The following is a 19928-nucleotide window of genomic DNA, read 5'->3' on the forward strand; positions in this document are numbered from 1 at the left end:
AGCCTTAAACGGTAATTTCAGCGGCCGGGCGGCGAGGAAGAAAAATCGGTTTTGGCTGGAAGCATGCATCCGCAAAAACCATAAATAGCCTGCGGGCTTGAAGCCGTCGGTTTAGGAAATCACCTTGACAATATTAAATACTTCAGCCCGCCAATAGGGACTAACGCCTTTACTGCGCGCCGCATAGGGCCAACCCAAATTTTTTCAAGCCAATATCCCTTTTTGTATCAGGATCATTTGTCTTCGGCTTTAGTATAACTTGCCGGAAGAAGCTTTATCCGGGCTCATGACAGTTTATGCCCTGTCAGGCGCGGGTGGGCAAGCCGGTTGCTGGCGGGGACTTTACTGCCGCCATAAAATCGGCCAATCGTGTATTCGTCACGTATGCAGCTGCGACCTTTTCCCCCAATACTCAAGACACTCTCCCGCCTCTAGGCAGCGGTCCGAGAGTGTCTTAGCTTTTCTTACAGTAGTTTTTCAACCGCCGGTTTCATCTCCAGCGGGGAGGTCGTTGGTTCATACCGCCCTACGACAGTACCCTGGCGGTCGACAAGAAACTTGGTAAAATTCCATTTGATGCCATCGCCGGCCAGCAGCTCCGGAAAGTTTGTCTGCAAGGCCTCCTGCAGCTTGCCGGCAATCGGGTGGGTTGCATTAAAGCCCTTAAACGGCGCCTGTTCGGTCAGATAGACGAATAACGGATGGGCGTTCTCCCCGCGCACTTCTGTTTTCTCAAACAGGGGAAAGCTTACGCCGTAATTGAGCCGGCAAAAATTCTGCACCTCGGCATTGCTGCCCGGCTCCTGGGCGGCGAATTGATTGCTGGGAAAGCCCAGAATTTCCAGCCCCCGGCCGGCGTAAGCGCTGTAAAGCGTCTGCAGTTCCTCGTACTGGGGGGTAAACCCGCACTTGCTGGCGGTATTCACGATTAGCAGCACCTTGCCTCTAAACTCCGCCAGGGAAATAGTTCTGCCGTCAATGGTCTTCACTGAAAAATCATAGATATTCATATGATTAGCCTCCTTTAGTCTCGCAATGACTGCCGCCACGCTACAGTATATTTTGACTCTTGTCCCCAAAAGCATACATGTCCGATGATTGCCGGTTACCTTCCGGTTAAAAAAGCGGTCTGCGCTGCTTTTTGTAAGAATTCCCAGTCTGCCAAGGGCCGCCCGGTGTGATGGATACGCGGTAAGCAGGAAATGCTAAGACAGGACACCAGCGCATACCTGTATGGAGGACAACCGCATGACCGACACCGATCTCTTGCCATTATTAACACATTTGCAGCGGGCCGAAGCCACGGAACGGGATATCTGCCTGAACATCGCCCGGCGGGTAGCCGACGGCCGGAACAAGGCGATCCTTTTAAAACTGGCCGATGAAGAAGGACGGCATTACGCGCACTGGAAACAGTATACCGGCATCGATGCGAAGCCGTTTCGCGGCCAGGTGTGGTTTTATACCGCCATCGCCGTTTTACTGGGCTATACCTTTGCCATCAAGCAGATGGAAGCCCGGCTCAACCGCTATCAAACTGAAACCCGCATGGCCCTGCTGGTGGCGAAATTCCCCGAAATCATTGAAATCAATGCTGCCGCAGCGGCCTACGAAGACGAACTGATCGCCAATTTGGACGAAAGGCGTCTTCGCTATGTCAGCTCTATGATCCTGGGACTAAACGACGCCCTCGTGGAGTTTACCGGCAGCCTGGCGGGATACACCTTTGCCATGCAGAGCAATCAATTCATCGCCATGGCCGGTCTCATCACCGGCATATCCGCCACGTTGTCCATGGCTTCTTCCGAATATTTATCCACCCGCGCCGAGGATAAAAAGAACGCCCGCCACGCGGCCGGGTACACCGGCCTCTCCTATTTGGCCACCGTTACCATCCTGCTGTCGCCCTACCTGGTTCTGCCCGACCAGTCGTACGGAGCCGCGCTCGCCATCATGCTGCTGCTGGTCGTCGTTATCATCGCGGTCTTTAACTACTACATCGCCATCGCCCAGGGGCTTTCGTTCCGGCAGCGGTTTTGGGAAATGGCCGGCATAAGTTTAGGCGTGGCCGCCATCTCGTTTTTCATCGGCCTGCTGGTCAAGAATCTGCTGGGAATTGAACTATAGGCATGGGTACCGCTACTTATTATTTTGCACCAATTCCGGAATTTCATCGTAATTAATTGTCACGCCGATACTAAAATGAAGAAACAGATCGGGATAGCCAGCTACGGGCAGCCAATAAGTAATCATTTCTTTTTCTCCGTATTTTACTTTCTTATATACGGCCTGTTGCGTGCGCATTGCCTGGTCGGCCAGACAGCCTCTATGCGCCTCCGGCGCTCCGTGGGAAGAACACTTCATCCCCTGCTTGCGCCCAAATTGGGCGCAAGCGGCATTTAACGCAATGATTTCTCTATTCTTATGAGTCAGCTGCACCGGTTCCGGGAACTTGCCCCACATCAGCTGAAAAGCCCGCTCTAAGGCAACCAATTCACTTTGTGCGATGTTTACAGCCATGATAATGACCTCCGTTTTTCGTAAAATAAAGCCCGGGCAATCAAAAGCCTCTCTTGTGGCTTATGCCGTGAGGCGCTTCAAGGACTTTCGCCGTGTAGGCATCATCGCCGGCGGTCCACCAGGACAGCCGGTGTCTTTTTTACAGCGCAACCGTTCTGGTCGTGCCTGGCAGATCGCAAAAAAGTGGCTTCGGCTTTAGCCGCCTGCTCGAAGCAAGGGGCGCTGCTTACGCACGGCTGTGGTCACTGTCTAAAAAATGTAACAAAACACAAAACAACCGCCAAAATCCCCCACACTAAATGGCATTGTCTCAACCAGCCGGCCTTGGCTTTAAAATACAGGGCACACCCGGTAACGGCCGCGCCGGCAATGGATCCGCGGAACAGTAAATCCCAAACATCCCCAACCATGTTGCTTCCCTCCTTTATTCAAAACTCTTTCCCTACTTATTATGACGAAATGAATTTCGTTTTATTGCAGGAAGAAATATAATTTTAGACAGACCGCGCTGCTTCTATTGTGTACGTTTCATTGGTCATATATTACAATGTTTCTCCAACCATTTAATACCGCCTCTTTCGCTGTCTCTGCAAGCTCTTCCAGAGACAGCTCAGAGCCGGAATTAAGCCAATCGGTATAGATACCGATAATACCGGAAGCAATATATTCCGCATGGACATTAAATTGTTCAGCAGACATGCCGGACTTGGCATAAAAGGCTTCCCTTAAGGTGACCTTAAGTATATCCTTGCATTCTGTCTGCAGGAACGCATAAGATGCGGTTTTCGAAATACGGCGATATAGGTTGATATCCTCCAGCATAATTGCATTGAGACCTTGAAAGAAAGAATTGATGTCAAACTCTTGATTTTTTTTCAGCAGCAGCAGCACTTTGCCTGCCAGCTCGGTTTCAAATTCTTTTAAAATATCGGCAGTGGAGCTGTAATGAAGATAAAATGTTTTTCTGTCTATATTGGCCAAATTTGCCAATTCGGTAACTGTAATCAGTTGGAATTCTTTGTTTTGAATCAGCTGTAAAAAAGCTTTGCGTAGGCTTTCTTTGGTTTTCATTACCCTGCGGTCCATTTTATTCACGGTAACCTCCCTGTATTAATCGACAAATTGGGGCATTCTGCGGATTAATACCCACTATTTAATAAATTGGCAATTGATTTCATTGTAAAATTTATTATAATACGCATATGATGATTAATCAACAAACGAGAATTATTAAGGAGGTCTATTTATGCTAGAAAAATTATTCACATTCTATCCGGGCAATTATTCATTGGCAGATTTCACCTATGCCTTTAGCCCCGACAACCCTCAATTTGCTCTGACGGTGAGCATTGCAGCCCTCACCTTCTTTTTTGGCTATATGGAATATATCTATAGTTTTCAGTTGATAAGGCGAGAAAAGAGTGCGCCCTACCCTGTATGGATGCATACTTTTTATTTTGCCCACGATTCAATGGGCGCCATCGTATTTGCCCTTGCGGCAAAGGCAACCGGCGGTTTCTGGTTTTTCACCGCAGCCTCTATTGGCCTGGTCATATGGAATTTATTCGAGGTGTATAACCTGTATAAATGCATCTATGTAGAACGCCAGGACATTTGGGGGCATCTGCACGCTGAACCGGTTTCAGTAAAAGAAGCATGGCTCAGAGTCATTGGTCAGATCATCATTTTTATCGGCGTTGTAAACCTGTTTAGGGTGTTTATGCATGATCCGTATATGTTTAAATGGTTTATTTTCACCAATATATTAATTGCCATCGCACCCGGATTTTACTGGGAAAAAAGAAAGACCCAGATTGGCGCCTCGTATAAACTGGCCATTGTGATCCTTTTGGGCACAATCAACTCTTTTACCCCAATTAATATGTGGGCATTGACCAGCGATTATTTTTCCTTCGCCAATAATCCATGGTTTTATATCGCCGGCATGGTCAGCATTGGTTTTGCAATCAGAAATATCGTAGTCCTGAAAAAAATGCCCATAAAACCCAGCCAGCTTGACGATGGGACTAAGACAGTTTGGTAAAACCTACGTAATTAAGTGGAAGCCTAAAAGCCTAATTAGATTAGCTTGAGCGGGACGAGTTACCATGTTTTCTGACAAAATGGAAATAAAGCCGGCTAAGATGGTCACCAAAACCACCCTAACCGGCGTTTCCTTTCACACTCAATCTCCAGACCATCAAGCAAGCTAACCCTCACTTGCTCTCTAAAACAATGTTTTTTCCTTAGTCTGCGAGAACCAACCGATATACGGTTATCAGATTTAAAATTGAGAAAAACAAAGGCTTTTGCCAAGTCCTTACAGCCGCAGGCAAAAGCCTTTGTTTTTACTTGCGACTGGAAAGCACAGCCCCTCCCAGTTCCGGCGCAGCCACATATTTTCGCAACTTTTTCACCAACGGCAGGGCGATAACCGCCGCCACGCCGATCTGAACCAAATTCCCGGGGATGGAGGTCATCGGCGCCACCCAGTTGCCGTAAATAATACCTTCTGCACCATAATAACCCACCACTTTAATCAGGCAAGCTGACACTAAGGCCAGGATATACGCCGTCAAAGTCCGGTTCTTTTCACAAATAGCTCCGACTGTATACCCCATCAGGCCGACAATCACCAGGGTAAATGGAGCCCACAAAAACCAGCCGCCCACCACATCGAACAGGGCCATACCAATGCCGCCGGCCAAAGCGCCGGTCCAGCGGCCGTAGAGAATGGCGAAAAGAAAAAGTGGCACATTTCCCAAATGAATCAGTCCGCCGTTGGCGGCAATAGGAAGACGAAGATTGATAAAGGATGTACAAGTAAATACGAGAGCAATGCCTAACGCGGCATAGGCCAGTTGTTTTGTCTGGCTGAAAGCTTGTTTTTTCATACATTTTCTCCTACCTTTATTATAAAAATGACAAGTACAGTATAAACCATATTTGACCTCTTTAAAATATCCAGATCATTATTTTTAAATAGGTACAGTTTTCATAAAGGAATTTGACTATAGATTTATTGTACTTGATCCCACCTTGCCCGAGCCTCTATACAGCCACACTAAATTTTTGACCTGAGCTATATGATCCTCAATATTTCGGTAGCACAGAAAAAGCCAGCACGTACGCTGGCTGCATTTTGGCGGCACGGAAACAACAGGAGTATTTGCTAACCGGCCAAACACTTCATACGCTTTTATATACATCAACGCTGGCTAGGAAACACCGCGCGCAGGACGTTCCTTTGTCCCCTGCCCATATCATGTCAGTATCTTTGCGTTATTGTGTTACAGACGGCAAATTGTCTAAATTATTCCCTTCGCTTTCATCCGGTAGAGATTTTAGATACTCAGTCCCGTTTCTTACAGCAACGCCGACTCCTTGAATACCTCCCTGCTTAGCTAATACAACCCCTTCTTCCTTGCTCAAGACACGACCATCCGACAATTGATAACCAGTAACTAGCCCGTCTTCCTTTACCAGGGCGACGATTTGTTTGGCATCCGCATGTGGCTGCGGTATATCCTGCAATGCCATCATCGGCAGCTTTGACAAATCATTTTTCCTATCAGACATGAACATCAACCTCCAATTACAACTTAATAGTTTAAAACGGTCTGCGGCAAAAATAGTTTTCCAATAAAAAAAGGATACTATTCCCTCAGCGTTCGCCTTCGCAGATTGACCTGTTATTGGGAGAGTTGCGGTTTTTCCGACTCACAACGCCATATAAAAGAAAGCAATAGCCTGTTGAATTGTTCAGGCTGGTCCAGATTGGTCACATGGCCCGCATGGGGGATGTTTTTTACTGCACAGCCCGGATAATGTGCCTGCCAATCCGGAAGATGCTTTTGGATGGTTCCTCGCGTATCCTGCTCACCGGCAACAACCAAAAGAGGCGCGTCAAACTGGAACGATTCTTCATGCAGGCAGGTCGTAAAACCCTTCCACGAAATTAGAAACTCCTGCCGGTCTATTTCCTCAAACAGCTGCGCAACACGCAGCAACGCCGGTTTCGTATAGGTGCTGCCTTTGGCCATAGTTTTTTTCAGCCCCTTCCAGGTGTAAAGATACTTCATCATTGCCCCGGAGTATGCGAGCAGCAGCTTTTCCCACTTGGGGTAAGGTATGAATAACGGCGTCACCCCGGTCAGCATATAACCAACGGCCCCCCCGAAAAGGAAGGCGTATTCCTGTACGACAAAGGCACCCATGGACAGCCCGCACAGTAAATATTGCCCAGGCTGTTCTGAATTTATGATGGCATGAATATCCTCTGCCGCCAGTTTCACGCTAAATTCACTTGTGGGTCTTGAATTTCCATGGCCCCGCACATCAATGTTAATCACTGGGTAGCCACTTTCCTGCAAAAATATAACCTGAGGCTGCCACATGGCCTGATGCAGTCCATAACCATGCACTAAAATAACAGTAATGGCACAGTTCCCCGATAAATGCTCATAAGCTACTTTGCAGCCTTCCCGATTGATAAACTTTTCCATGAGCCCTCCCATCAATTTAGCAAATCGCGCCGCTGATACACAACATAGGCAAAGTAACAGGAGGCTGCAAGGGGCAAAGTCGAACCAATCCTCGATAGTACCACGCCTATTGCCATGCCTAACAGCAGGAAAATTGGAATCTTAACTATCCCACAGTCGTATGCGTTTTTCAAAACTTACTTGCATTACCCCAACGCTACGAGTACCGCCCCCAACGCAATCAAAGCCACACCGATACCACCTAACATGCTAATCTTTTCCCCCAATAAAGTGATGGCAATAACAGCGGCAATTACGACGCTCAACTTATCGATGGGCGCAACCTGGGATACATTGCCGAATTTGAGGGCCAGAAAATAAAACAACCAGGACAGCGCTCCGGCAACACCACTAAGTGCTATATAGGTTATAGCTTTTTTATCAGCGATGATTGCCGGGATTTCCGATAAGCTCCCCTGGCATACAACAACTAAAATTAAAAATACTGCCATAATAACGGCTCTGATAGCCGTAGCGGTATTGGAATCAACTGATTGCAGGCCGATTTTGCCGAATACCGCTACTAATGCCGCCATGATGGCGGATAGCAATCCGAACACTAGCCAAAGCTTCTCCATATTCATCCCTCCAACCGATACTACAAGCGCTTCCTTAGAATAGTGCCAATGTAGGGAATCCTTGCGATGTCTCGCTTGGTGAGGCCACCGGTAACAATCATAATTCCCCCATAAGCGAGGCCGCCGCATAACGAAGTCAAGACGATTGCCAACAATTCACTCCGCCCCATGGCCATCAGTGGGCCATAGGAAAAATACATCACTCCGCCCATGACTGTCGCCGCGCCGATATTCTTTAACAAATCACCCGCATTAAGAAAAAAGCCGGTATAACGGTGGACAAAATATAAATTCAAGGTGGCTGCAATACCGATATCAACCAAAGTTGCCCAGGCAGCCCCCTGTATGCCGAGAGTGGGTATGGCTGTGAGCGTCCAGTTGAGAATAACCTTGACCAGGGCGGATACCCCCATGTTAATCACCGGAATTAAAGTGCGTCCCAATCCTTGCAGAACACCTGTGCTAACCTGGTGAATGCCGAGCAGGAATACGCTGGCCGCCAGTACCCGGGTGGCTTCAGCCGCGCCGGGAGCGTGGTAGATTACGCTCACCACCGGTTCAGCCAACAGCCATAGCATCACGCCAAAAGGAATGGTTGCGATGTTAGCTAGCCGCATGGCGCCCGCTGTGCGATAAAAAATGTCCTGTCTTGCACCAAGCGAATGAGCGCGAGAAATTGCAGGCACAAGGCTGGTGGCCAAAGCGGCAGTTAAAAGCGTCGCTAAATTAACCAACGGCACGGCCATACCGGTCAAATAGCCAAATAGTTCAGTCGCTTGCTCGACTGAATACCCCGCTTTCTCCAGCCTCAGCGGCACAACCAATAGGTCTAGGTTTGCCACCAGCGGCAGCATGATGCTTGACAACGACACCGGCAACGCCAGTTTGACGATACGGTGGATAAGAGCCGCGCCGCCTTCCTGGCGAACTTGAACAGCCTCTGTTTGGAGCTTTGATTGGCTATCCTTTTTTAAACGGAAATAGTAGTAAGCCAGCACCACAAGGGCGGCAGCTGCACCAGCCCCGGCCCCCAGGCTGGCGCCGCCCGCGGCGAACGCCAGGCCCTTTGGCAGCAAAAGGCTGGCAAAAACGAGCATAGCGCCTACCCTAAAAAGCTGCTCGATAATCTGTGAAACAGCTGTCGGCGTCATGATCTGCCATCCCTGGAGATAGCCGCGGAAGCTTGAGATGAGGGTAACCAGAAATATCGCCGGGGACAGGGCGATAAGCGAATAGTACGCCCGAGGGTCGCGAATGATCCGCTGCTCGATCAGCCAGCCGGCTCCAGAGTAAAGCAATACGCTTAGGCCGAGACCGGTAACAATTAACAGAATGAAAGACAGATGAAAAACACGATTAGCGCCCCGGTAATCCCGTTGAGCTATTTTTTCTGCAGTGATAATGGAAATAGCCACCGGAATGCCGGCAGACGAAATACTTAAAGCCAGAAGATATAACGGGAAAGCCATTTGATAAATGCCAATGCCTTCGCCGCCCAACACGCGGGATAAAAAAATCCAGTTTAAGCTGCCGATCCCTTTAACCACTATGCCGGCGGCCGTCAGGATAAGGGTGCCCTTAAAGAATTGGCCGCCCCTGCTTTCCTGTCGGCTGTTTTCACTTTCTGCCTTCACATTCTCAGTCCTCGTTTTGCTATTTACCTCATAGGAATCTGACATCATACCTCCTCCTATGACGCATTAGTCACAGAATTTCCACTAAATTGCCAAGCCTACTTTTTTTAGCGATTAGCGCCAGGGCTAAAATCGGTGAATATATTACAGTGGCAAACTAACAATAAAGGAACTCCCCTTCCCGGGAGTGCTTTCCACTTTTATTTTCCCGCCATGGACATCCACAATCCACTTGGCAATAGACAGTCCAAGGCCAGTACCACCTTCTTCCCGCGATCTTGCCTTATCGATTCTGTAAAACCGCTCGAAGATTAGCTTTCGCTCTTTTTCGGAAATGCCTTCCCCCGTATCGCTTACTGCAATCGTAACAGATGGTTTCGGAGTTGCTGTCCTTGTGAGCAAAACATCCACCTTACCGCCGGCAGGGGTATATTTAATCGCATTATCAATCAAAATCAAAAGCAGTTGGCTTATTCTTTCGCGGTCGGCCGTAATAGGAAGCGTTTCATCACCACGCATTGCCAAATTAAGCCCCTTTTCAAACGCTAGCGGTTGCATCGAACGAATCAGTGATTCTATAATGACAATCAGATCAAATTTCTCTTTTATAATATTGGTTGCTCCGGCATCCGCTCGGGCCAGGGTTAACAGGTCGGTTACCAGTTTGGTCATCCTGTGGACTTCATTTTTCATGTCATCAAGCACTTGAATGGAGAATGGCGATAGCTTTTGGTCATTATCAGTCTGTACCGCCTCTACGGAAGTCTGGATAATGCTAAGGGGAGTACGCAGTTCATGGGAAGCATCGGCGACAAACTCACGTTGCCGGAAAAAAGCTTGCTTAATGGGAACCATTGCCTTCCCCGCCAATAAATGTCCGGCAAAAGCAGCAATAACCAGAAAAACAATAGAAATGATCACCACCATAATCAATAATATTTTTAACATACGATAATACGCGCTGATATCTTCCCCCACAAAAACAGTGCCCAGCACTTGGGAGCCATCGTATATTTTCCTGCTGCACAACATGACTACCGCTCTGTCACCGTTAGAATCATGAAATTTCTTTAGCTTAACTTCTCCCTCCGCAGCGTCCCATTTGTGGATAATACGTAGCACACCATCCCGAATTACATGTGATGGTCCCTCGGAAGCAGCCAACTGATTATCGGTATCGAAAACATAATAAAAAATCTTCGCACCATGGTCTATATCCTCACTTTCCTTCGACGGCAGTTGAAAAAAACCAGTCTTTTCTTTATACATCCCCGCTTGTTCTCTGGCCTCTTCTTCCGTAAAAGACCGCAGGTCTTGCTGTTCCTCCTGATAAAGAATCCAAAGCAGCCCGGCAGAGCTTGTGATAATAAATGACAGCATCATTAGCATCATGACCAGTGCATAGCGCAGAGTTAGCCGGTTACGGATTTTCGCAAACATCTTGAACCTCCAGCTTATAGCCAATGCCCCGAATAGTTTGTATGACGGCGACATCCTCAAATGGACTCAGCTTTCGCCGTAATAGGCGTACATAGGCATCCAGATTGTTCGAAGAAACATCGGCTTCCAATCCCCATATTCGCTCTAAAATAACTTCACGCGGGATTACGCGCTCCTGATTGCGAACCAACAGATCAAGCAGCTGAAATTCGCGGCTGGTAAGCTGCACTTCCGTATCACCCCGTCGTACACAATGGGTCAGACCATTAAAGACTAAATTGCCGACCTGCAAAATATCTTCCTCTAATCTCACTCTACTCCGCCTAGCTAAAGCACGCAGCCTGGCAAACAATTCGGCAAACTCGAATGGCTTCACAAAGTAATCATCAGCTCCCGTATCTAAACCCAGCACCCGGTCATCAACAGCATCTTTTGCTGTCAGCATCAAAACAGCGCCGTGATAACCCCGTTTACGCAACTGATCGCAGACGGCAACGCCGGTTTCGCCGGGCATCATCCAATCCAAGATAACCACATCATAGGGATCATAAAGTGCATACTCCAGCGCCATATCCCCGTTTAACACCCAGTCAACCTGAACCCCGGATTTTTCCAGCATATGCTTGATTAACTTTCCCAGCTTTGCATCATCTTCGGCAAGTAATACTTTCATCTAGACACCTCCTTATCCAGCATCAGCGACGCCCTTATTCCGTAGTTGAATAATAAGACAAGCCTTCACTATTTTTTAACATGACCAGTGCATAGCGCAGAGTTAGCCGGTTACGGATTTTCGCAAACATCTTGAACCTCCAGCTTATAGCCAATGCCCCGAATAGTTTGTATGACGGCGACATCCTCAAATGGACTCAGCTTTCGCCGTAATAGGCGTACATAGGCATCCAGATTGTTCGAAGAAACATCGGCTTCCAATCCCCATATTCGCTCTAAAATAACTTCACGCGGGATTACGCGCTCCTGATTGCGAACCAACAGATCAAGCAGCTGAAATTCGCGGCTGGTAAGCTGCACTTCCGTATCACCCCGTCGTACACAATGGGTCAGACCATTAAAGACTAAATTGCCGACCTGCAAAATATCTTCCTCTAATCTCACTCTACTCCGCCTAGCTAAAGCACGCAGCCTGGCAAACAATTCGGCAAACTCGAATGGCTTCACAAAGTAATCATCAGCTCCCGTATCTAAACCCAGCACCCGGTCATCAACAGCATCTTTTGCTGTCAGCATCAAAACAGCGCCGTGATAACCCCGTTTACGCAACTGATCGCAGACGGCAACGCCGGTTTCGCCGGGCATCATCCAATCCAAGATAACCACATCATAGGGATCATAAAGTGCATACTCCAGCGCCATATCCCCGTTTAACACCCAGTCAACCTGAACCCCGGATTTTTCCAGCATATGCTTGATTAACTTTCCCAGCTTTGCATCATCTTCGGCAAGTAATACTTTCATCTAGACACCTCCTTATCCAGCATCAGCGACGCCCTTATTCCGTAGTTGAATAATAAGACAAGCCTTCACTATTTTTTAACAATTGATAATTAAACTTAGCTGCCTCCAGCAGAAACTTCTCTCTTTGCTGATCCTCCACGATGATCAGACGACCGGATAATGGGGGCTTCGCCCCAAAGTCAGCTATCCCCTGGGTCGGCATGGTGTATTTGCTTGACCAGTCCAACGCTTCCGCCTGCCGTGAAGACACTTCATTTGGCGGTATAAGCTTGACTGCGAGCTTGCCGCTATAAAAAACCGCCGCAGTGCTATAAAATTGATACATCCCTATCTTCTCCGCGCCAAGGCTGATCATACTTTCTGCCATCCCTTTGCCTGACCGAGTTTCCGCTATGGCAGGAAACATAAACAAGGAAAGTACGATATATGACCCTAGCTGGCACAGGCAAAGCAGCTTGAAAATATCAATCGCAGTCCCGGTTCTTGCTTTCCACGCACTGAATACCAGGAGCAGCAGCAGACTTCCTCCAGCTAAGCTAAGTTCCCATCCTGCAAGATAACGATAAGCGGCAAACATATATCCAACCATGAGCAAGACCACCGGAAACCCTATCCAGTAGATAACTGCTGCCGCTTTATTTTGCGTAAGCATTCGTTCCAGTTGAATAGCCGTTAGGATTGCCACTGGAAAGAGGATGGGAAACGTATAAGTCAGGTATTTAGTAGCCATTAGCGAATAAAATCCGAAATAAGCGGCTATCCACAGGAAAAGGAATAACAGCAGCGGGGACTTCTGGGAACGCAAGTCCTTACAGCCTTGGATCAAAGCTTTTATGGCCAGAGCAGACCAAGGCAGCATACTGAGCACAAATACAGCAAGATAATAGTAGCTTACATTATCTTTGGGGTGTTCGGAAACAGTGGCGCGAAGATAGTTATGAACACCAAAAAAGTTATTGATAAACTCCGTACCGTGCAAAGTATACATGGCGGCGTACCAGGGCAGAGCCACAACGGCAAAGAGAAAAAATCCCGTCGGCAAAAACATTGCTTTGAGTTCCGTCCAATTACGCTGCAGCACAATAATCAGTAGCATAACCAGACCAGGTAGCAAAGCACCAACTGGTCCTTTAGTCAATACAGCCAGAGCCATGCTGACATAGCATGCCAAATACCATCGCTTAGTGCCATTCCTATTTACATACCCCAGATAAAAAAATCCCAGGGCAGCACAATTAAATACAAAGAACACCATATCAGTAATAACCAGCTTTGCCAACAGAATATACTCGAAGGATGTTCCCATAATCAGCACGGCCAAAAGTGCTGCCCTGCGCGTTGTTGTCTTCATTGTAAACCAGTATAACAGCACCAAGCCTGCGGAAGCAAACAAAGCTGGCGCTAAACGCGCTGCCCATTCGGAAAAGCCAAAGAATTGAAAGGCTATGGCTGTAAGCCAGTAGAAAAATACCGGCTTATCAAACCAGACATTCCCATAGATCCTTGGTGACACCCAGTCCGCTGTCAGCACCATTTCTTTCGCTGTAAGCGCATAGTTCGATTCCACCGGATCGGTGATGGGTATAGCTTGATTAAAAAACATATAGCCCAAAAACGAAATCAGAAACAGGGCCCAATACATTTTGGGGGAAGCTGTGAAGTCGCCTACGTCATCGAATGTTTTCATTGCCACAAATCCTTTCTAAAAAACAGCTACTTGTTTTCATAGATTAAAAGAATTTTATCCTTTTGAACAACAAGCAGACGAAGCTTATTCTGAATTGCCGGGGGCAGTTTCTCATACTTTTTCTTTTTCATAACCAAATACGCCGTGTCTTTTCCGCTAGCTGTAACTGCTGCCAATTTCTCCTGGCTTAGTTCAGTCCCTGCTATACCGCTGTAGTACATAAAGCCGGGACGGTAAAACTTCTCAACATAAACCGGAGCTTGTCCGTCATAGTGCTGCTGAAACTCATTAATAAACGGTTTTACAGAAAGCCCAGGAGTAATAACGGGCAGGGCATGCGTCATTAAAACCGCGTAAAAGATCATTACGCCCAGTACCTGGGTGGTAAACACAGCGCGAAAGTTACGGCGAAAGCTCTGCAGCAAAACAGAGGCCGCCAATACAGCTAAAATCACTGCCAGAACTTTGACAGAAACCATCAGTTCCGTCGTTACCGCCGTTCCGGCATAAAACAGCCCGGCGCTCAGGAGCGTGGCGACGATTCCGAAAACGCCGCCAGCACACTGTAATGCTTTATCTCGCTGCGCTGTCCACACTTTGTCGAAATAATAACCGGTCAGTAATGCTAACGGAGGATACATCGGCAGGATATATGAGACGAGTTTTGTTTGTGATAGCGAAAAAAACAAAAATACAACCGCCGCCCATATAACCAGGAAAATGCAGGTATTACGATATTCTCCTTTTTCTTTGATCCCTGTAAAAAAAGCCTGGACTAAGAAAGCAGACCAGGGGAAGAAGCCCAGGATTAACACCGGAATATAGTAATACCAGATTGCGCCTGACGCGTGCTCGGGCTGTAAAAAACGGGTTACATTATGAAAACCTAAGAACGTGTCAATAAAGGCTATGCCATGGAGCGAATACATCGCCACATACCACGGCAGAGCAATGAGCGCAAAAAGCACACTCCCGCTAATAAGTTTCATCGTCTTTATCCTGTTTAAGCTGCCTGTTACGATCAGGTACAAGCTAATAATCACACCGCAAAAAAAGAGGGCAATCGGGCCTTTGGTCACTACGGCGAGCGCAGTACATCCATACAGCAGATAATATTGCCGGTGTAAAAACGCCAGTAATGCCGCCGTCAGGAAAAAGGTCAGTGTCATATCAGTGACAGCGGCGTTGCCAAGATAGAAATATTCCAGGCTGGTGGCCAACACCAGGGCGGCCAGCAAGCCGGCCCGTTCATTGAATAGTTTTCGGCCCGCTAAATAGACAAGAACAGCTCCGCTTACCGCGAGAAAAGCGGAAGGAAAGCGAGCGGCAAATTCTCCAAATCCCAAAACCTTAAATGCTGCTGCCACCAGCCAATAATACATTGGCGGCTTATCATACCAGAAATCACCATAAATTCGGGGAGAAATAAAATCCTCGAATTGCAGCATTTCTCTGGCTGTCTCAGCATACACAGGCTCATCGGGGTCCAACAAGGGATGCGTTCCCAGAAAAGTAAACATGAGTATACCGGCTACGCATAAAATCAGCGCAATCGAGAGCCAAACTTGTTTGTTTTTCATCGTATCAATAGTCCCTTTCCAGCTCGTTCAAATTCTCCAACGGATATTAGCAGCGCAGCGCACGCAGCATCGAACATAAGCCTTCCTTTAAGGTATAGGCCGGCTGCCAATTAAGGTTATTGACCGCAGCCTGATTGTCCAATACCGAGTATCGTATATCATCGTCACGCACTGCGTCATGAATCACTTCGGGCCGTTTTCCAGAGACATGAATCAACAGCTCAATCAATTCCCGAAGGCTGGTCTCCTTCATCGTGCTGATGTTATAACTCCGATTTGCCGCTTGACTAAATAACGCTCGGTAATTCGCCATTGCCACATCCTTAACATAGATAAAGTCCCGGGTTTGATTTCCATCGCCATATACTGTCAACCCCTGACCGGCAATCAGCTTATTTAAAAATATGCTGATTACGCCTCCTTCACCGCTGTCGCCCTGGCGCTCCCCATAAACGTTGGCATAGCGCAGTGCAACATATTCCAAGCCGAAATTTTTATAATATAAGCTCAGATAATGTTCCCCTGTCAACTTGCTCTCACCATAAAAGGAAACAGGTCGTTTCTTACAGTCCTCATAAGTCGGTAAAACGGCAGTATCGCCATAAATGGCCGCACTTGATGCGAAAACAATCCGCTTTACTCCCGATAACCGGCTTGCTTCAAGCAGATTAATTAACCCACGGATATTCACATCACAATCGTAATAGGGATCTTCCAGAGAATTAGCCACCGTTGTTTGGGCGGCTTGATGAACAACATAATCAAATCGTTCTCTTAACAACAATTTCTCAAGGTCCTCATCCCGAATATCCTTTTTCAGAAAAACGGCTCCCGGATTGATATTACTAAAAGATCCGGTACTCAAATTATCCAGAATGGTTACCTGCATATCCGATTGAAGCAATAAGTCGACAATATGTGAGCCAATAAAACCAGCTCCTCCTGTTACTAGAACTTTCATCTTTCTTCTCCTCTCACTGCTGCGATTTGATGCTTAGGCAAGTAGCTTCCACTGCGTTTTTGGTATTGCAATTTACCATGGGTATTGCCTTTTTCAAAAACGGGGTCAGTACCACTGTTAAGTTCAGCGCTGATCCAGTATAATGGCCGCTGCTTGACCTCCTCAAAAATGCGTCCGATATATTCACCGATAATCCCCAAGCCTACTAATTGGACTCCTCCAAGCATCAATATACTGACTGCTATCGTAGACCACCCCGGTACAGCATCCGAGGTAAACAATTTCGTGTATACCACATCCAGGGTCAGGCCAAAACTCAACACTCCAAAAAGCAAGCCAAGATAAAAAGCAAAACGCAAGGGCATCCTTGAATATGCTGTGATACCGTCAAGGGCAAAAGAAAGCATCTTCCTAGGCGAAAACTTAGATTTGCCGGCAAACCGCTCGGGCGCCACAAACTCTATCTGTGCTTGTCGATACCCCATATCGCCGATGATCCCCCGGATAAATCGAGCCTTTTCCTTAAACCGATGAAAAGTTTGAACCGCTTTTTTATCAAGCAGCCGGAAGTCTGACCCGCCTTCCACGATATGAATATCAGACATGGTATTAATTAACCGGTAGAACATACTTGAAGTAGCCTTCTTTAGCCAGGAGATGCCAGTTGTATCTACGCGAACAGTTTGCACAACCTCAAAACCCTCTTCCCATTTCGCCAGTAAAAGCGGCAACAGCGCCGGCGGATGTTGCAGGTCGCCATCCATAGTGATCACCGCGTCCCCCCTGGCATAATCAAGTCCGCAGGTTAAGGCCACCTGGTGCCCAAAATTGCGCGCTAGAAGAAGCGCCTTAACCTTTAAATCCCGCTTTGTCAGCCGGTCGAGAATAATTGGGGTATCATCACTGGAGCCATCATCAACAAAAATCAATTCATAGGAATAGCCCAAAGGCTCCATATATTTGCAGACTTCTTGATAAAACACATTCACATTCTCTTGCTCGTTAAAAACAGGTACAACTACTGAGATTAGTTTCATTTCTATCTCCGCCTATCCGTAAAATATCAGAAAAGTATTTTTAAAACTCCTGTGTGATCTACATGACCAACTATATCTGCAAAATGCGGGGTTAAAGTGCTTCAGATATTGCTTGTCTAATTTGCTCAGACTGAGTGTAACAAGTCAATCTGAAAATACTATGAAAAGGGTAGGCCGCAAGTAATAAATTAAAAGGCGCACCCATCTTTGCTCAAAGAATGGATGCACCTTTTTGCTGTCACTGTTTATGCAATGTTTTCTTTTTTGATTCTGCCATGCCCGGGAATCATTGAAATGTAAAGCTATCGGATCGGTCTTTTTGCCATAAGAAGTTTATAAACGAGTGCTGTCAAAAATACATGCCTAAACATAAAAAAAGAAAAGCCAGCATTATTGACCTGGGGCGAAAAGCACTTAATGGCCAAACATACTGATATCCCGGTTAAATGGATAACCGCTCCCGATACACCGATTATTAAGAAAACCAGCAAGACTACTCGTTTATAATAGTTCATCGTGTTCCTTTCGCTTGTGTTCTGATTGTTTTTTTATCACGGCGCAATTCTGTAAGTCATCTCCGTCGTCTGCACCATCTGATTCCGCGGGGGCCCGGTCGGAACTGTTCTTTTTAATTGAAGTTGCGCCCCTCACAATGACGCCTGGTTTTATAAACTTAATGAAAAGTAATACCCCGGCAATACAGACGAAAACTACTAATGCAACATTTCCCATGGAAGTTGCATTTTCCAGCATTGTAATCGCTTTGGCCCGAAATAGTAAATCAAGGCACCCTCTAATAAGAATCGTTTGGCCCTGCCTATAACAGATGCCAGGATAAAAATGGGGAGTCTGATGTGAAACATGCCGGAGGTCAGTGTAATCACTTTGTAGGGTATCGGTAATAAAGCACCAATATATACTGCCCAAACTCCGTATTTATCGGCTAGTAGCCGCATCTGTTCAATATAATGCAATGGTATGAAACGCTTAATTACCGGAAGTCCCCACGCTTTTCCGACAGCATAGCCGAGCAGTCCGCCAAGCACAGAAGCTACTGTAGCCACCATGCCATAATAAACAGCGTTTTGTGGATTCGCAATCGCCATCGGAATGAGTAAAAGGTCTGGCAGTATAGGAGAAAATACGGATTCCGCTAGAGCAATGACAAACAGACCGACAGTCCCGTAATGATTAAGATATTGTATGATAAACTCCATGACAGTTCTCCTTACTGTTAGATAAATTTATAAACTGTCCATCGATATTTCCAATCTTGATATCACCTGCTTTTTGTTCTAAAATATTTTAAGTGCTTGGGGATAAGTCTAGCCGGTGATTCTGAAATTAGCATGAAAACCCAATAGCATTATGAAAATAAGAAACGACAGACAGTGAATTGTCTGTCGCTGACACGGTGCATTGCCTGTAAAATATCTTTTGGCTTGCGAATACAAATGGCTGCTCTGCTTGTATGCAAAAAAAGCTCAATCGCAGTTAAAACTGCTGATTGAGCTTTTACATATACAATGCTCCTACCATGGCCAATAGAGAGCAGTTTCTATAAAGACTTTACTTAAACCGTTTCTACAATCCCGAATCCCGAATGCAATACAAACTCCACTTGCACCAAATTATTACTTTTATCCGCTCCACCAGCATTCCGAATAGTTCTTCGGCAACGCCCCTATTGTATCCCTAGACCGCAGAACCTCAGTTACCCTCATTTCGCCAAAATTTTCCTGACGCACGATTTCCGCCACCGCAACACTCGACCTTCTTGTTTTCAAATTCCCTATGATTCCCCATACTTACTGTCGATAAGCCAAAATCTGCCCCACATTCACAGCTGCCATCACGGGATAGCGCAAGTGAGCTTTGCGGACCAACGTATCCCCGATGCCCACCACCAGCATTCCGGCAGCCAACCCGGCCTCCACACCGGCGGCGGAATCTTCAAAAACAGCACATGCCGGCGGCGACACACCTAAACGGCGGGCCGCATCCAGAAAAAGATCGGGAGCCGGTTTGGCCTGTTTAATGGTGTTGCTGTCCGAAACGGCGTCAAACAGCGCGGCAATTTTCAATCGGCTCAAAATGACCGGTGTGTTCCGGCTGGACGAGGCCACCGCCAGTTTGAAGCCGGCTTGTTTAATCTCATTCAGCAGGTCGCTGACTCCCGGCAGAAGATTGGCTGGCGACAGATGTTCGATTAATTGCAAGAAGTATTCATTCTTCTTTTTCAACAATTGTTGAAAGTCCGCGGCCGAAGTCGGCCGTCCCTGCAGAAAAAGCTCCATGGAGTCCGGCCGTGACAGCCCTAAGAGCTGTTCATAGTCTTTGCGGGAAAAAGCCATGTTGAGTTCAGCCGCCAGCTGCTGCCAGGACTGGTAATGATATTCCACCGTATCGGTAAGTACGCCATCCATATCAAAAATGAAGGCTTTTATTGGCTTGTCAACAGAGCGCATCAC

The 19928-nt window shown here is 47.0% G+C and carries 20 protein-coding genes; 2 read left to right on the forward strand and 18 right to left on the reverse strand.

Translation table 11 applies throughout. The features are described from left to right. Window positions 1-464: 464 nt before the first annotated feature. Entirely contained in the window at window positions 465-1010 is a 546-nt protein-coding gene (locus tag ACZ481_RS16260) for a glutathione peroxidase (RefSeq protein ID WP_464766400.1), read from the reverse strand. A gap of 238 nt (window positions 1011-1248) precedes the next feature. On the opposite strand from ACZ481_RS16260, the gene ACZ481_RS16265 reads away from it, so the two are divergent. Continuing rightward, window positions 1249-2127 carry a VIT1/CCC1 transporter family protein gene (locus ACZ481_RS16265; protein ID WP_464766401.1) on the forward strand — a complete coding sequence of 293 codons (879 nt, stop codon included), beginning with the start codon at window positions 1249-1251 and terminating at the stop codon, window positions 2125-2127. Between the two features lie 12 nt (window positions 2128-2139). On the opposite strand, the gene ACZ481_RS16270 is transcribed toward ACZ481_RS16265, so the two are convergent. From ACZ481_RS16270 to ACZ481_RS16280, 3 genes are all read right to left on the reverse strand, one after another. Beyond that, the gene (locus ACZ481_RS16270) at window positions 2140-2520 is read right to left on the reverse strand and encodes a hypothetical protein (RefSeq protein WP_464766402.1); all 381 of its coding nucleotides are present in this window, start codon (window positions 2518-2520) and stop codon (window positions 2140-2142) included. A gap of 242 nt (window positions 2521-2762) precedes the next feature. Further along, complete coding sequence (locus tag ACZ481_RS16275; protein WP_464766403.1) at window positions 2763-2930, reverse strand: hypothetical protein; 168 nt, start codon at window positions 2928-2930, stop codon at window positions 2763-2765. A gap of 118 nt (window positions 2931-3048) precedes the next feature. Continuing rightward, window positions 3049-3591 carry a TetR/AcrR family transcriptional regulator gene (locus tag ACZ481_RS16280; protein WP_464766404.1) on the reverse strand — a complete coding sequence of 181 codons (543 nt, stop codon included), beginning with the start codon at window positions 3589-3591 and terminating at the stop codon, window positions 3049-3051. A gap of 175 nt (window positions 3592-3766) precedes the next feature. Between ACZ481_RS16280 and ACZ481_RS16285 the strand changes: the two genes are divergently transcribed. Then, window positions 3767-4564 carry a hypothetical protein gene (locus tag ACZ481_RS16285; protein ID WP_464766405.1) on the forward strand — a complete coding sequence of 266 codons (798 nt, stop codon included), beginning with the start codon at window positions 3767-3769 and terminating at the stop codon, window positions 4562-4564. 304 nt (window positions 4565-4868) lie between these two features. Here ACZ481_RS16285 and ACZ481_RS16290 read toward each other — a convergent pair whose 3' ends face one another. The 14 genes from ACZ481_RS16290 to pgmB form a co-directional block, all read right to left on the reverse strand. Next, window positions 4869-5414 carry an ECF transporter S component gene (locus ACZ481_RS16290; protein WP_464766406.1) on the reverse strand — a complete coding sequence of 182 codons (546 nt, stop codon included), beginning with the start codon at window positions 5412-5414 and terminating at the stop codon, window positions 4869-4871. 388 nt (window positions 5415-5802) lie between these two features. Continuing rightward, entirely contained in the window at window positions 5803-6099 is a 297-nt protein-coding gene (locus ACZ481_RS16295; protein WP_464766407.1) for a DUF3892 domain-containing protein, read from the reverse strand. A 113-nt stretch (window positions 6100-6212) separates the two neighbouring features. Then, complete coding sequence (locus ACZ481_RS16300) at window positions 6213-7025, reverse strand: alpha/beta fold hydrolase (RefSeq protein ID WP_464766408.1); 813 nt, start codon at window positions 7023-7025, stop codon at window positions 6213-6215. 185 nt (window positions 7026-7210) lie between these two features. Beyond that, window positions 7211-7642 (reverse strand): EamA family transporter, encoded by a 432-nt coding sequence (locus ACZ481_RS16305; RefSeq protein WP_464766409.1) that lies wholly within the window; start codon window positions 7640-7642, stop codon window positions 7211-7213. A 20-nt stretch (window positions 7643-7662) separates the two neighbouring features. After that, window positions 7663-9321 (reverse strand): putative polysaccharide biosynthesis protein, encoded by a 1659-nt coding sequence (locus ACZ481_RS16310; RefSeq protein WP_464770644.1) that lies wholly within the window; start codon window positions 9319-9321, stop codon window positions 7663-7665. A 99-nt stretch (window positions 9322-9420) separates the two neighbouring features. Continuing rightward, window positions 9421-10716, reverse strand: coding sequence for a sensor histidine kinase (locus ACZ481_RS16315; protein WP_464766410.1), 1296 nt, complete (start codon window positions 10714-10716; stop codon window positions 9421-9423). Beyond that, window positions 10697-11389, reverse strand: coding sequence for a response regulator transcription factor (locus ACZ481_RS16320; protein ID WP_464766411.1), 693 nt, complete (start codon window positions 11387-11389; stop codon window positions 10697-10699). The genes ACZ481_RS16315 and ACZ481_RS16320 overlap by 20 nt, the downstream gene beginning before the upstream one ends. A gap of 110 nt (window positions 11390-11499) precedes the next feature. Further along, a complete protein-coding gene (locus ACZ481_RS16325) occupies window positions 11500-12192 on the reverse strand; it encodes a response regulator transcription factor (protein WP_464766411.1) in 693 nt (230 codons plus the stop codon). Window positions 12193-12226: 34 nt separating this feature from the next. After that, window positions 12227-13879, reverse strand: a complete 1653-nt coding sequence (locus ACZ481_RS16330; RefSeq protein ID WP_464766412.1) for an ArnT family glycosyltransferase — start codon at window positions 13877-13879, stop codon at window positions 12227-12229. Between the two features lie 26 nt (window positions 13880-13905). Next, window positions 13906-15459 carry an ArnT family glycosyltransferase gene (locus ACZ481_RS16335; RefSeq protein WP_464766413.1) on the reverse strand — a complete coding sequence of 518 codons (1554 nt, stop codon included), beginning with the start codon at window positions 15457-15459 and terminating at the stop codon, window positions 13906-13908. Window positions 15460-15505: 46 nt separating this feature from the next. Next, a complete protein-coding gene (locus tag ACZ481_RS16340) occupies window positions 15506-16420 on the reverse strand; it encodes an NAD-dependent epimerase/dehydratase family protein (RefSeq protein WP_464766414.1) in 915 nt (304 codons plus the stop codon). Then, entirely contained in the window at window positions 16417-17457 is a 1041-nt protein-coding gene (locus ACZ481_RS16345) for a glycosyltransferase family 2 protein (protein WP_464766415.1), read from the reverse strand. The genes ACZ481_RS16340 and ACZ481_RS16345 overlap by 4 nt, the downstream gene beginning before the upstream one ends. 713 nt (window positions 17458-18170) lie before the next feature. Beyond that, window positions 18171-18674: a YqaA family protein gene (locus tag ACZ481_RS16350; RefSeq protein ID WP_464766416.1), complete on the reverse strand. Its 504-nt coding sequence runs from the start codon at window positions 18672-18674 to the stop codon at window positions 18171-18173. Between the two features lie 591 nt (window positions 18675-19265). Further along, window positions 19266-19925, reverse strand: a complete 660-nt coding sequence (gene pgmB, locus ACZ481_RS16355; protein ID WP_464770645.1) for a beta-phosphoglucomutase — start codon at window positions 19923-19925, stop codon at window positions 19266-19268. Window positions 19926-19928 lie beyond the last annotated feature (3 nt).

Source organism: Sporomusa intestinalis (assembly GCF_055383785.1).

Coding starts and splice junctions, on each gene's coding strand:
- ACZ481_RS16310 (WP_464770644.1), bottom strand. CDS start 9,321: ATGTCAGATTCCTATGAGGTAAATAGCAAAACGAGGACTGAGAATGTG.
- ACZ481_RS16325 (WP_464766411.1), bottom strand. CDS start 12,192: ATGAAAGTATTACTTGCCGAAGATGATGCAAAGCTGGGAAAGTTAATC.
- ACZ481_RS16295 (WP_464766407.1), bottom strand. CDS start 6,099: ATGTCTGATAGGAAAAATGATTTGTCAAAGCTGCCGATGATGGCATTG.
- ACZ481_RS16280 (WP_464766404.1), bottom strand. CDS start 3,591: ATGAAAACCAAAGAAAGCCTACGCAAAGCTTTTTTACAGCTGATTCAA.
- ACZ481_RS16300 (WP_464766408.1), bottom strand. CDS start 7,025: ATGGAAAAGTTTATCAATCGGGAAGGCTGCAAAGTAGCTTATGAGCAT.
- ACZ481_RS16285 (WP_464766405.1), top strand. CDS start 3,767: ATGCTAGAAAAATTATTCACATTCTATCCGGGCAATTATTCATTGGCA.
- ACZ481_RS16330 (WP_464766412.1), bottom strand. CDS start 13,879: ATGAAAACATTCGATGACGTAGGCGACTTCACAGCTTCCCCCAAAATG.
- pgmB (WP_464770645.1), bottom strand. CDS start 19,925: ATGCGCTCTGTTGACAAGCCAATAAAAGCCTTCATTTTTGATATGGAT.
- ACZ481_RS16265 (WP_464766401.1), top strand. CDS start 1,249: ATGACCGACACCGATCTCTTGCCATTATTAACACATTTGCAGCGGGCC.
- ACZ481_RS16350 (WP_464766416.1), bottom strand. CDS start 18,674: ATGGAGTTTATCATACAATATCTTAATCATTACGGGACTGTCGGTCTG.
- ACZ481_RS16260 (WP_464766400.1), bottom strand. CDS start 1,010: ATGAATATCTATGATTTTTCAGTGAAGACCATTGACGGCAGAACTATT.
- ACZ481_RS16320 (WP_464766411.1), bottom strand. CDS start 11,389: ATGAAAGTATTACTTGCCGAAGATGATGCAAAGCTGGGAAAGTTAATC.
- ACZ481_RS16290 (WP_464766406.1), bottom strand. CDS start 5,414: ATGAAAAAACAAGCTTTCAGCCAGACAAAACAACTGGCCTATGCCGCG.
- ACZ481_RS16270 (WP_464766402.1), bottom strand. CDS start 2,520: ATGGCTGTAAACATCGCACAAAGTGAATTGGTTGCCTTAGAGCGGGCT.
- ACZ481_RS16340 (WP_464766414.1), bottom strand. CDS start 16,420: ATGAAAGTTCTAGTAACAGGAGGAGCTGGTTTTATTGGCTCACATATT.
- ACZ481_RS16315 (WP_464766410.1), bottom strand. CDS start 10,716: ATGTTTGCGAAAATCCGTAACCGGCTAACTCTGCGCTATGCACTGGTC.
- ACZ481_RS16275 (WP_464766403.1), bottom strand. CDS start 2,930: ATGGTTGGGGATGTTTGGGATTTACTGTTCCGCGGATCCATTGCCGGC.
- ACZ481_RS16305 (WP_464766409.1), bottom strand. CDS start 7,642: ATGGAGAAGCTTTGGCTAGTGTTCGGATTGCTATCCGCCATCATGGCG.
- ACZ481_RS16345 (WP_464766415.1), bottom strand. CDS start 17,457: ATGAAACTAATCTCAGTAGTTGTACCTGTTTTTAACGAGCAAGAGAAT.
- ACZ481_RS16335 (WP_464766413.1), bottom strand. CDS start 15,459: ATGAAAAACAAACAAGTTTGGCTCTCGATTGCGCTGATTTTATGCGTA.